Origin of the sequence: Kribbella caucasensis (assembly GCF_004361855.1) — a bacterium.
GTDB classification, from domain to species: Bacteria; Actinomycetota; Actinomycetes; order Propionibacteriales; family Kribbellaceae; genus Kribbella; species Kribbella caucasensis.
Genome location: NZ_SNWQ01000001.1, coordinates 844315 through 855960, shown reverse-complemented (window position 1 = coordinate 855960; position 11646 = coordinate 844315). Strand labels below are relative to the sequence as shown.

14 protein-coding genes are annotated in these 11646 nt (G+C 67.9%); 6 read left to right on the top strand and 8 right to left on the bottom strand.

The annotated features are described in order from the left end of the window. Window positions 1-180 (bottom strand): helix-turn-helix domain-containing protein (locus tag EV643_RS04115; RefSeq protein WP_133798547.1); only part of this gene is annotated, 180 nt, incomplete at its 3' end. A gap of 508 nt (window positions 181-688) precedes the next feature. Between EV643_RS04115 and EV643_RS04110 the strand changes: the two genes are divergently transcribed. Beyond that, the gene (locus EV643_RS04110; RefSeq protein ID WP_133798546.1) at window positions 689-1468 is read left to right on the top strand and encodes a PDDEXK nuclease domain-containing protein; all 780 of its coding nucleotides are present in this window, start codon (window positions 689-691) and stop codon (window positions 1466-1468) included. Here EV643_RS04110 and EV643_RS04105 read toward each other — a convergent pair whose 3' ends face one another. Further along, window positions 1469-1930 carry a nitroreductase family deazaflavin-dependent oxidoreductase gene (locus EV643_RS04105; RefSeq protein WP_133798545.1) on the bottom strand — a complete coding sequence of 154 codons (462 nt, stop codon included), beginning with the start codon at window positions 1928-1930 and terminating at the stop codon, window positions 1469-1471. Window positions 1931-2055: 125 nt separating this feature from the next. Here EV643_RS04105 and EV643_RS04100 point away from each other — a divergent pair, with 125 nt between their 5' ends. Beyond that, window positions 2056-2772 (top strand): TetR/AcrR family transcriptional regulator, encoded by a 717-nt coding sequence (locus EV643_RS04100; protein ID WP_133798544.1) that lies wholly within the window; start codon window positions 2056-2058, stop codon window positions 2770-2772. Here the strand turns inward: EV643_RS04100 and aat are convergent. Beyond that, the gene (gene aat / locus EV643_RS04095) at window positions 2752-3417 is read right to left on the bottom strand and encodes a leucyl/phenylalanyl-tRNA--protein transferase (protein WP_133798543.1); all 666 of its coding nucleotides are present in this window, start codon (window positions 3415-3417) and stop codon (window positions 2752-2754) included. The two genes, EV643_RS04100 and aat, sit on opposite strands and share 21 nt — an antisense overlap. Window positions 3418-3549: 132 nt before the next feature. On the opposite strand from aat, the gene EV643_RS04090 reads away from it, so the two are divergent. Next, a complete protein-coding gene (locus EV643_RS04090; RefSeq protein WP_238165340.1) occupies window positions 3550-4257 on the top strand; it encodes an EcsC family protein in 708 nt (235 codons plus the stop codon). Between the two features lie 52 nt (window positions 4258-4309). Further along, a complete protein-coding gene (locus EV643_RS04085) occupies window positions 4310-5146 on the top strand; it encodes a helix-turn-helix transcriptional regulator (protein WP_133798542.1) in 837 nt (278 codons plus the stop codon). Window positions 5147-5196: 50 nt separating this feature from the next. On the opposite strand, the gene EV643_RS04080 is transcribed toward EV643_RS04085, so the two are convergent. Then, window positions 5197-5832, bottom strand: a complete 636-nt coding sequence (locus EV643_RS04080; RefSeq protein WP_238165339.1) for a PadR family transcriptional regulator — start codon at window positions 5830-5832, stop codon at window positions 5197-5199. A 62-nt stretch (window positions 5833-5894) separates the two neighbouring features. On the opposite strand from EV643_RS04080, the gene EV643_RS04075 reads away from it, so the two are divergent. Next, window positions 5895-6752 (top strand): class I SAM-dependent methyltransferase, encoded by an 858-nt coding sequence (locus EV643_RS04075; protein WP_133798541.1) that lies wholly within the window; start codon window positions 5895-5897, stop codon window positions 6750-6752. 80 nt (window positions 6753-6832) lie between these two features. On the opposite strand, the gene EV643_RS04070 is transcribed toward EV643_RS04075, so the two are convergent. Beyond that, a complete protein-coding gene (locus EV643_RS04070; protein ID WP_133798540.1) occupies window positions 6833-7759 on the bottom strand; it encodes a hydroxymethylglutaryl-CoA lyase in 927 nt (308 codons plus the stop codon). Between the two features lie 34 nt (window positions 7760-7793). On the opposite strand from EV643_RS04070, the gene EV643_RS04065 reads away from it, so the two are divergent. Further along, the gene (locus EV643_RS04065) at window positions 7794-8438 is read left to right on the top strand and encodes a GNAT family N-acetyltransferase (RefSeq protein ID WP_133798539.1); all 645 of its coding nucleotides are present in this window, start codon (window positions 7794-7796) and stop codon (window positions 8436-8438) included. Between the two features lie 69 nt (window positions 8439-8507). Here EV643_RS04065 and EV643_RS04060 read toward each other — a convergent pair whose 3' ends face one another. From EV643_RS04060 to EV643_RS04050, 3 genes are read right to left on the bottom strand one after another with little or no spacing between them, the layout of a single operon-like run. Next, the gene (locus EV643_RS04060; protein WP_133798538.1) at window positions 8508-9302 is read right to left on the bottom strand and encodes a metallophosphoesterase family protein; all 795 of its coding nucleotides are present in this window, start codon (window positions 9300-9302) and stop codon (window positions 8508-8510) included. 60 nt (window positions 9303-9362) lie between these two features. Further along, complete coding sequence (locus EV643_RS44005; protein WP_166665305.1) at window positions 9363-10676, bottom strand: TrbL/VirB6 family protein; 1314 nt, start codon at window positions 10674-10676, stop codon at window positions 9363-9365. Beyond that, window positions 10676-11467, bottom strand: coding sequence for a DUF8175 domain-containg protein (locus EV643_RS04050; protein WP_133798537.1), 792 nt, complete (start codon window positions 11465-11467; stop codon window positions 10676-10678). Before EV643_RS04050 ends, EV643_RS44005 begins: the two co-directional genes overlap by 1 nt. Between the last annotated feature and the right edge of the window lie 179 nt (window positions 11468-11646).

Below are 11646 nucleotides of genomic sequence, written 5' to 3'. Positions count from 1 at the left end.
CGCGTTCGGGTTGGAGGCGGGCCGTCGGGAGCGTGGATCGAAGACCGCGTCGCCCTCGCGGCGGTAGCGGGCCAGCAGTTCATAGAGCCACGAGGTTGAGACGCCGTAGGTCGCGGCGACTTCCCGGACGGGACGGTTCTCGACCACCATCGCGGTGATCAGCAATCTGTTGGATGTCATGACCGCACGCTCAGCGCGGGCGGCACTTCTTCCCGGGATCTCTGGAGACATCAGTCCGGCATGTCGTGAGACACGTGTCCGGGATGTCGTGAACCAGAACACTGAGTAACCGACGAGTAACCACGCCGGTGGACGTCCATGTGCAGTTCCGGCGCTGCGAGGGTATCCGCGCCGAGCCCCTGACTCGATCGGCGCCACGGCAAGGTACGCCGCGAACAGGTGCATCTTCGAGGCGGCCGCGGCGGGGTCCGCTCCACCGACCCAGGTGAGATAGGAGGCCAGTGAACTCGCGTACTCGGCGCTGGTCGACTCACTGTGGCCAGCCGCGTAGATCCTGGTCCGAAGCCAAGCGGACGCGAGCTCGTGAGGTTCGTAATGCTCGTCGACGACCGAGTAGAACGCCCCGAGATCCGGTGTAGTGATCCGCAGCCTGCGGTAGGTCACATGCTCACGCTAGACACGTCAACTGGTTGGTTCCGAGAACCGCTCACCGGCGTGTCTCCAACCGATGTTCAGCAAGTCCGAGCAAGCGCACGGGAGGTACCGAGAACGCAGCGTTGCACAATTGCCGTGGCGCCACCACGTCGCACTGTTGGAGAAGTTCGATGATGCTGAGCTCCGGATCTGGTACGCCGCCGCGGCCGTCGAGCGCGGGTGGAGTCGTGACATCCTGGCTCTCCAGATCGAGGGCAGATTCCACGAGCGGGCAGGCAAGGCGGTGACCAACTTCGCTACCGCGATGACGCCAGAACGGTCGGATCTCGCTCAACAGGCGACTCGCGACCCCTATCTGTTCGACTTCATCGGTACTACGGACGGGTGGCGTGAGCGGGAGGTCGAGGAGAAGCTGGTCGAGCATGTCGGCAAGTTCCTGCTCGAGCTCGGCCAGGGGTTCGCCTTTCTCGGGCAACAGGTTCGGCTGGAACTGGGCGGCGACGAGTTCTTCTGCGACGTGCTCTTTTACCACATGGAGCTTCGGTGCTACGTCGTGGTCGAACTCAAGGCGGTCAAGTTCGATGCCTCGTTCTTAGGGCAGCTAGGTCTCTACATGGCCGTGGTCGACGACGTGCTGGCGAAGGAAGGTGACAACCCGACCATCGGGCTGTTGCTCTGCCGGAACAAGAAGGAGGTCGTCGCCGAGTACGCGCTGCGAGGATTCAAGGCGCCGATCGGAGTGGCGGAGTGGACCACCGCGATCAACAGATCATTGCCTGCTGAGTTCGAGTCAGTTCTCCCGAGCGTCGCCGAACTGGAGGCCGAGCTCACCTCCGTGACCGACGAGACCTGATCAGGCCGGGTGGATTCTGAAGACGGGGACGCCGGGGGCTACGTGGAGGAGGGTTTCGGTGGGGGAGTCTGCTTTGACGTCGTCGCCGAAGAAGGCGCCTACTTCCCAGGCCCACTTCTTCAGGTAGAGGCGGAGGATCTCGGGCTTGTCGGCGTCGGCGAGTTCCTCGGCCCGGAAGGTCTCGGTCCGGCGGCCGAGCTGGAGCCGGGCCTCGGGGTTGACGCGGATGTTGCGGACCCACTGGGTGTGACCACGCGGCGCGACCAGGTAACGCTGGCCGTCGAGGGTCAGCAGGTTGACCGGCGTACTGCGCCACTCGCCGCTCTTGCGGCCGCGGACGGAGAGGACCCGGCTGCCCATCAGGCTGATGCCTAGCTTGGTCAGCCCGATGACCATCCGGTTGAACACCAGCATGCTGCGGTGGCCGGCGGAGACCAGGCGGTGCTCGTTGTACTCCTGCATCGTGCTCCCTCTCTGTTCACGTGCGAGAGCGGTGCTCTCTGTTGTGATCAGTGAACACCCTGGAGCGTGGCGCGTCAAGAGCAGTGCTCTCGCTTTAGTGCAGTGATCATGGCAGACTGCGCACCATGAACGCCGGTCGTACCGCACGTGAGAGGGCCCGGGCCGAGCTGACCCAGGAGATCAAGGACACCGCCCGCCGCCAGCTCGCCACCGACGGCGCCGGGCGGCTGTCGCTCCGGGCAGTCTCCCGTGAGCTCGGGATGGTCTCCTCGGCGCTGTACCGATACTTCCCGAGCCGGGACGAACTACTCACCGCCTTGATCATCGACGCGTACGACGCACTCGGCGCCGAGGCGGAGAAGGCGGCGCGTGGTAATGACGATCCGCGTGAGGCCTGGCTTGCGGTGTGCCGCGCGGTTCGCGGGTGGGCGCGCGAGCATCCGCACGAGTACGCGTTGATCTACGGGTCGCCCGTGCCGGGGTACAGCGCGCCCCGCAGTACTGTCGAGCCCGCAGCACGCGGTGTGCTCGCGCTGCTCGGGACGCTCACGCGGGCCCAGGAGGGCGGCGTACTGGTGGCTCCGGCTGATGCTGTGGAGCCTGCGGGGTTGCTGGTTGAGCAGGTCGCGTTGCTGGCGGACACGGCTCCCGGCGTACCGGTGGCGGTGTTGCTGCGGGCGTCGATGGCGTGGACGCAGTTGTTCGGGATGATCAGCTTCGAGTTGTACGGGCAGTTGGTCGGGACGTTCGACCCGGCCGACGAGTTCTTCGAGACGGCGATCGCGCAGCAGGCGGACTTAGTCGGGCTGACCCGTACCGCTCTACGCGAAGGCTTCCGGTAGGGGGAGTTCGAGGGCGCGTTCGACGCGGCGGATGTACTCGGCGCGGGGGATCGCGATGGCGCCGAGGGTGGCCAGGTGGGTGGTGACCCATTGGATGTCGAAGACGCGGTCGGCCGCATACTTGTCGTCGAGGAGTTCGACCAGACCGGCGACGGCCGCCTTCGACCCGTCGGTCCGGTGGTGGAACATCGACTCGCCCGCGAACAGCCCGCCGATCGCCACGCCGTACAGGCCGCCGGCCAGTTCGTCGCCGTCCCACGCCTCGACCGAGTGGACCCAGCCGAGCTCGTGCAGTTTGGTGTAGGCCTTGATGATGCCCTTGTCGATCCACGAGCCCGGTCGGCGTGGGTCGGCGCAGGCGCGGATCACCTGGTCGAACGCGGTGTCGACGCGGATCTCGAAGCGATTCCGGGCCCGCCGGAGCGAACGCGACGGGGCGAATCCGGCGACCTCGATGATGCCGCGGTCGACCGGCGACCACCACAGCAACGGCCCGTGACTGTCCGGCATCGGGAACAGCCCACGCCGGTACGCCGCCAGCACCGTGCCCGGCTCCAGATCGGCACCGGCGGCGACGACGTCACTCGGTCCGGCTACCGCGACCGGTGGAAAGTCCCACACAGATGCGGGTGGTTCGACAGGCACTCCACCATCCTCGCGTACGTCGGCAGCTCAGCCGGGGACGGGCCGGGGTTTCTCCCGAGTGGCGTGAGACCAGGGGGCACGTAGAGTTGAAGGTGCGCCCCCGTCGGCGGGTGCCGTGTTCCCGATGGAGCCGTGAGGAGCAAGGTGGCCGGAGTAGCAAGGTTCGTCGCCAGCAGTCTCGCGCCCGCCGCGCAGCGGTTCACTCCGCAGGCCGCCGCGGGTGTGTTGCGCCGGGTGCTGGAGATCGCGATCGACGGGTACCAGCGGTTCCCGGGTGCGGAGCAGGTAGCAGATCGGCACCTCGCCAAGAACGGCGGCGACGCGCAGCTCGCGATCGATGCCGTCGTCGACCAGCACATCCGGCTGGCCGGTGTGCAGGGGTTCGTCACCAGCATCGGCGGACTCGTCACGCTCCCGATCGCGTTGCCGGCGAACCTGACCGGCCTGGCGATCGTGCAAGCCCGAATGGTCGCGTCGATCGCGCACCTGCGCGGGTACGACCTCGGCGATCCGCGGGTCCGGACCGCGGTCATCACCTGCATGCTCGGCGAGGACGGGGTGACCGACCGGCTGAAGAAGTCGAGCCTGGTGACGTCACCGCTGGCGATCGCGACCGCGCCGGTGTTCGACCCGGAGCTGGATCGGCAAGTGTCCGGCGAAGTGGTGGCCGAGCTGCTCGCCCGGATCAGTGGCAAGCGGATGGCGCTCGCGGTGACCCGGCGGGTGCCGTTGCTGGGCGGCGCGGTCGGTGCCGGGGTCGACGGCTGGTCGACGTACCGGATCGGGGAGTTCGCCGACAAGAGCCTGGTCCGGCGGATCCCGCGGCCGATCGAGCGGTAGGGCGCTTCTCAATCCGGGTGAAACTGTCGGCGGGCCCTGAAACGATGCTCCGGTGAACGACCGTCGAGCCGAGCTCGGGGAGTTCCTCAAGGCACGCCGTGCCCAGGTGACCCCCGAGGATGTCGGCCTGCCCGCAGGCGGCCGCCGCCGTACGCCGGGCCTTCGGCGCGAGGAGCTCGCCCAACTCGCCGGGGTCGGCGTGACCTGGTACACCTGGCTCGAGCAAGGCCGCCCGATCAACGTCAGCGCCCAGGTCCTCGACGCGGTCGCGACCACGCTCCGCCTGACCACGACGGAACGTGAGCACCTCTACCGGCTGGCCGAGGCGACCCCGATCCGCCCGAAGCCTCTCGCGTGCGCGGACGACCTGGTGCTGACCGAGATCCTGGCCGCGCTGGATCCGCTGCCGGCCGTGATCACGAACAGACGGTTCGACATCCTGCACCCGAACCGGGCGTTCAGCGATCTCTTCCACGACTGGCACACGCTGCCCTGCATCCACAAGAACCTGCTCTGGTGCATCGTCACCGAACCACTCGCCCGCGAGCAGTTGCTGAACTACGACACCGAGGTCCCCTACCTGGTCGCGCGCCTCCGCTCGGCGTACGCGGACCACATCGGCGACACCGAGTGGGAGACCGACATCGCCCGGCTGCGCAAGTTCAGCCCGGAGTTCGACGACCTGTGGTCCCGGCACCAGGTTGCCGCCTGCGTCCCCCGCCCCCGCCACGTCCTGCACCCAGCGGCCGGCGAACTCCATTTCACCGTCACCGAACTAGCCGTCCCCGCCCACCCCAACCTGGTCCTCTTCATAGAAACCCCCGCCGACGAGCAAACCCGCGAACGCCTTCCGCTGACCCGGTTGGCGCTGGAAATCGCTGACGCATAGGTGGCGCAATCCACCTGAACCTGTGGATGGACCTAGGCCCGTCGGCCACCCTACGACTGCTCGGACCACCGGGCCCGGGCCAGCACGGCACGGGTCAGCTCCGGGCCGACTCGGTGGCTGGCGATGTCGTCGGGCCAGCTCGACACCTCCGCGCTCGCCCAGTCTGCCCACTGGGCGACGAGCGCGTAGAAGTCTGTCAGGAACGCGCCCATCAGCAGCGTCGTGGCGCGGCGCTCCTCGAACCGCCCTCCGCGCTCGGCGAACTTCTCACCCGCGGTGATGCTGTCGGCGTTCATCTGTACGGCCCACGCGCGGGCCCGGGCGATCGTCGCGAGCGCGTCGGCCCGGGTCCCATGCTCGGCGAAGATCAGCTTCACCAGGCCCTCGAACTCCACCACCGGCCCGTCCCCGGGCTCGGCCAGCCAGGACGCCAGGGCCTGCCGCCCGGAGCTCGTGATCGTATAGACCGTCCGGGGCCGGCGCCCGACCCGCTCCTCGCGGGCGGTGGCATAGCCGTGCTGGACCAGTTTCTTCGGCTCTTCGAAGAGTTTGCTCTGAGTGCGCGGCCACACCCGGCCCACACTCAGCCCCATCGCCTTGGCCAGCTCGTACGTCGAGTACGGGCGGACGGCGAGCAACCCGAGTACGCCGTACGTCGTGGTGCTCAGGCTCGGACCTATTGACATGACCCTCCCATCGGGAGTAAATGGTGCACATACTCTCTTTGGGACTATAGCGGGGCGACACCATGAACGACACCATGAACGACGCGATGACCCTTGAGATCGACCCTCGCAACGCGGGACAGCTGCGCGAATGGGACGGCGCGCACGGGCTCTATTGGGCCGAGCAGGCCGATGCCTACGACGCCGCCTACGCGCACTACCAGCCGGCCTTGTTGGCAGCCGCGGCCGTCCGGCCTGGAGAGCGGATCCTGGACGTCGGCTGCGGCTCCGGCCAGGTCGCCATCGACCTGGTCCGCGCCACACCGCACAGCATCGCGCTCGGCGTCGACCTGTCGAGTGCCCAGCTCGAGGTCGGGCGGGCGCGGGCCGTCGGACTCGACGTCGAATTCCTCCAGGCTGACGCGCAGGTGCACGACTTCGGTGCGGCGTCGTACGACCTGGTGGTCAGCCGCACCGGGACGATGTTCTTCTCCGACCAGGCCATGGCCTTCGCGAACCTCGCCCGATGCACGAAGCCGGGTGGCCGACTGACCATCCTCGTCTGGCGCGGCGTCGGCGAGAACGAGTGGTTCCGGGAGTTCTTCGAAGCGGTGCGCGTCGGTCGCGATCTGTCCGGGCCGCCACCGGGGACCCCAGGGCCGTTCAGTCAGAGTGATCCCGCGGTAGTCGAACCCTTGCTGCACGGAGCCGGCTGGACCGATGTCGTGTTCGCGCCCGCAGACGAGCCGATCTGGTTCGGCGCCGATAGCGACAAGGCCACCAGCTTCATCCTCGGGCAGCTGGCCTGGTTGCTCGCCGACCTGGACGAGGCCAAGTTGCGAGAGGCAACCGACAATCTCCACGCCGTCATGGCCGCCCACGAGAGCCACGTGGGCGTGGAGCTGAGCTCGGCCGCCTGGCTGATCACCGCACGCCGCTGAGCAACTTACCAGTGCAGGAACGACGCCCACCGTGCCTGCTGGGCCGCTCCACCCGCGGGATGGAGAGGCTGATCAGCAGGTCAACCGGCGAGGGCCTGAACGACGCGGCTGGCGGATGGTTTGCCTAGTTGGGTCGCCATCCACGTGCTGGTGGGGACGAGCTTGTCCAGGTCGACGCCCGTCTCGATGCCCAGGCCGTCGAGTTGCCAGACGAGGTCTTCGGTGGCGAGGTTCCCGGTGGCGCTTTCGGCGTACGGGCAACCGCCGAGGCCACCGGCGGAGCTGTCGACGGTGGTGACGCCTTCGCGGAGGGCGGTGAGGGTGTTCGCGAGCGCCTGGCCGTAGGTGTCGTGGAAATGGACCGCGAGTTTGTCCACTCCGACGCCGGCCTTGCCAAGCTCGCTGATCAGGCGGACCACCTGGCCCGGGGTCGCAACGCCGATGGTGTCGCCGAGGGAGAGTTCGTGGCAGCCGAGCTCGACCAGGCGCGCCCCGACCCGGACCACCTGCTCGGCCGGTACGTCGCCCTCCCACGGGTCGCCGTAGCACATCGACACGTACCCGCGAACGGCCAATCCCTCGTCCAGCGCGCGCCGGACGGTCGGCGCGAACATCGTGAACTGGTCGTCGACAGTGGAGTTCAGGTTCTTCTTCGCGAACGTCTCGGTGGCGCTGGCGAAGATCGCGATCTCCCGGACCCCGGCCTCGAGTGCTCTGTCCAGGCCGCGCTCGTTCGGGACCAGGACAGGAGCCCTTACTGCGGTCGGCAGGTCCAGCGCGGCGAGGAGTTCGGCGGCGTCGGCGAGCTGCGGTACCCATTTCGGGTGGACGAAGCTCGTGGTCTCGATCGTGGTCAGTCCCGCGTCGGCGAGGCGGCGGATGAACTCGGCCTTCACGGCCACGTCGACGATCGCGCTCTCGTTCTGCAGTCCGTCTCGCGGTCCGACCTCGTAGATCGTGACGCGCTCGGGCAGCCCTTCGGCCCGCACCCGCTCCGGCTTCCGCATCGTGCCTCCGCTCACTCCTCCAGAATGGTTCGTGATGACAACTCTGGCGGACATTCTGCGCGGGATCGAAGGTGGGGTCTTCCCGGACCCGGACTTCGGCATCAGCGTCGTCCCCGCACCTTCGCCGCGGGACACGTGTGTGGTCGGGTTGACCGGTCATATCGTGGTGGCGGCCGACGTCAGCCCCGAGTGGATCGCGGAGCACCTCGATCTCGGGGATCTCGCGGCGCCGCTCAACCCGCCGTTCCTGTTCGCGTCGGAGCAGTTGACCGGGCGCGCGTTGAACGGGATCGACGCGATGCTGCTCGCGCCGGCTGTCAGTGATCCCGCCGAACGAGCTGGACTCACCGGCGATCTGACCGAGCTGACCGATACCGACCATCCGCGCATCGAGCGGGCCCGGCGGTATCGCGATGACGTGCGGGCTTACGTCGATCCGGACGGCGGACTGGTGCTCGTCGGTCGGGGGTTGACCGGGCGGTACGAGTGCGCGCTCGAAGTACCGGAAGGGGTTCGCGGGCGGGGGCACGGTCGCCGGTTGGCGCGTACGGCGCGCGCGTTGGTCCCTGCCGACGCCCACATCTGGGCCCAGGTGACGCCAGGAAATGCAGCCTCGACGAGGGCGTTCCTGGGCGCCGGGTATCTCCCGGTCGGTTCCGAGGCGTTGCTCGTCCGCTGATCGATCCGTAGTCGACGCCGGCGTCAGGCTGGGCTGGTCCCGCTGACGGAACCAGAGTTGGTGCTGGCGTCAGGCTGGGTTGAGGGCTCGGCGGTGGTACGTCGGGGTTTCGTTGTCGTAGAGGTTGCCGCGGTAGACGCCGTGGAGGATCTCTGACTCGTAGCCGTTGAGCTCGGGCATGCCGAGGGAACGGGCTGCTTCGAGTTCGGCGTTGGCGTCGTACGGGACGCGGACGAACTGGATCGAGAAGGGCGCCGGGTCGGGGGTGTCAGGGATGCCTTCGAGGATGACGTAGACGGGGGTGGGATCGCTCATGCTGTTGCCGACGCTGCCGGTGTTGAAGAGTGTGCGGCCGCCCAGATCGACCTCGTAGAAGGCGTCGTGGGTGTCGCCGTACCCGACGACGGTGGGAATAGGGCCGTCGCCGGTCGCCTCGGTGTTCTCGAACATGCCGAGGAACTCCTGCTCGTCGTGGTCGAACCGGACCCGGCGGTGCACGGTCGTCGCGGACGCGTGGAAGAGGCGGATCTGGCGACCACTGAGGACGAAGTCGTGGCAGAACGGCAGGCCGCGGAGCCAGGTCCACTGGTCCTCGCGGAGTTCGTGCTTCCACCAGCGGAGGCCTTCGGTGTCAAACTCGCGGTTCGGGTCGGGGAGGAAGTCGTCCCAGTTGCCGAGAACGTTCACCTCGCAGACCTCTCGGCATCGGTCGACCACCTGCTGCCCACGCGGACCCTTGCCGACGTAGTCGCCGAGGTTGAAGATCCGTTCGATCCCCCGCATCCCGATGTCGTCGAGCACTGCCTCCAAAGCCGTCAGATTTCCGTGCACATCCGAGATCAATGCGATCCGCTCCAGCCCCATGCACCCCATCCTCTGTTGCTGACCGGTCCAACCACGCACCCAGGGTCCGCTCGCAGTTGATTACTGGCTGCCGCTGGGGCCGGTGGGTTCGGGGGTGCGTTCTTGGGTGGCGGTTGAGCGGGCTGAGGCGGAGGTGCGACGGGCGCCCCAAGATGGGGAGTTGGAGCGGGAGGTTGAGGCGCCTGTGGAGCCGCCGCCGGATTCGCCGGCTGAGTGGGAGGCTGCGCCAGCCAGGGCGCCGCCGGCGCGTTTGGCGGTGCTGATGCTGCCTCCGACCGCGGCCAGACCCGCGCTGGCAGCAACGCCTAGAGCGCCCGTTGCTCCGCCGCCGCTGCCCGAGCTGCCTGAGCCACCGCCGCCGAAGCCACCACCACCCCCACCGCCGCCACCGCCGGTGGACATTCGGCCAGTGGCGGCGCGGCCGAGGTTGATTGCGCCGGTTGCCAGGCCGCCTGGGTCGGCGACGGCGGCTCCCGAGCCGGAGTGGCCACCGGCGACCGCCGCGGTGATCGGTACGACGAAGCGCAGGAGGGCGGGGAGAGCGAAGACCGCGAGTAGGAGCATCATCAGACCGGTGAGGGCCTGGACGAGTCCGTTGCCCGAGGTGTTCGTCATTCCGCTCTCGTTCATCCGGATCGCGGCCGCGTAGACCAGGGCGGCGGCCGGCTTGTAAGCGATGAAGGCCAGCGCCCAGGCGCAGTACTTGCGCAGCCAGGCGCGGCCGATCTCGGTGTTCGTCGCGGCCGCGGCCAGCGGGAAGGTGCCGGCGATCAGCACCAGCATCGCGGACCGGATCAGCAGCAGGACGACCTGGACAACCGACGCCATGAACACGGCGATCCCGAAGAACATCGCCACCATCAGCGGCAGGCCGTGCATCATCGCGCCGTCCACGCCACCCTTGATCACCAGTTCGCCCAGCGCCTGGCTGAACTCCTGGTTCTGGTTGGAGGTCGCGTTCTCGACGACGTCCATCGCGAACTGGTCCGATGCCTGGGCCAGCACGTGCAGGGTCGCGGTCCCCAGCCCGGCGATCACCACGAACACCATGATTGCCTTGAGCAACTGTTGGAGCGGATCGGCGCGCTGCTCCCAGGCCATCCGGACGCCGGCCACGATGATCGCGAGGGTGAACACCGGTACGATCAGCATCATCACGTTGTCGCGCAGGTAGGCAACCGGGCCGGTCTCGGTCCAGCCGGTATTCGGATCGGCGAGCGCGGGGCTGTCGGTCTTTACCCAGAAGGTGGCGATCGCCTGCAGCCCGGCGGACGCGGTCTCGCCGATCTTCGTCGCGAGCGCGTCGAACTGGGACGTGACGACCGTCTGGAATCCCTCGCGGATGTTGCACCCGACCTCGATCTTGCTGCACATCAGAGACCACTCCAAGCGACGAATCCGGCCAGGTCACGATGTTGCGAGTACGGCGCTCCGACTGGTTCGCCGGGTGCTGGTGGGGCCAATCGCCAGTCCCCTTCGTGCCACGCGAGGGTGAGGGTGGCGCTGACGTACTCCGACTGCACGGGTAGCGCGAGCATCACGGTGAACCGGTCGCGGCTGGCGTCGAGGACGCGGTAACCGGCGAGCTGGGTGGGATCGGTGAACTCGTTCGGCGACTCCTGCCGCAGTTCGCGCAGCAACGCGTCGGTGTCGGGCCCGGGCAGCATCAGCTTGCCGACCGTCGCGACCGCTTTCCGCTGGTCGCCAATGGCGGAGATCGCGTTGTACGCCGCGAAGAGGGCGCCGGATGGGGAATGGGCGAAACAGCGACGGAATCCGTCGGCGTCGACCTTCGCCGGTCCGGCCGTACGCGATCGCGGTACGACGACCCTGCGGCTCACGTCCCAGCCGTCAACCGCCGGCGGGGTGGTCGGCACCCGCTGGTCCCCTTGAGGCAAACCACACGCGCTGGAGGTGGATCTATTACTCGGTTCAGGAGTGTCAGGTACCGCTGGCTCAGGTACGGCGGACTCGGCTCGGTCAGGTGTTGACGAGTCGGCGGGCGGCGGGTTCGGCGTACTGGCTGTGGCGGAGGCGGTTGGGGAGGGGGAGGTCAGGCCGGTGAGTAGGAGGAGTAGGCCGCAGACGAAGACGGCGCCGATGACGATGCTCGCGGCGATGAAGCCGCGGCCGAAAGGTGAGTGTTCTTCCTGCTTCTCGGTCATCTGGGACCCCCGATCGCTGCCTGCCTGGTGGACTTCTCTAGGCTGGCAAAAATCGCGCGGACCCCGCGGAAGTTATCCACAGGTCCGGTCCGCAGCGCCCTCCGAGATCGCCCAGCAGGGCTGGATCACGGTTCAGGGTCGCTTGTCACGCACAGAATTCCTTCAATCTTGTCTCGACC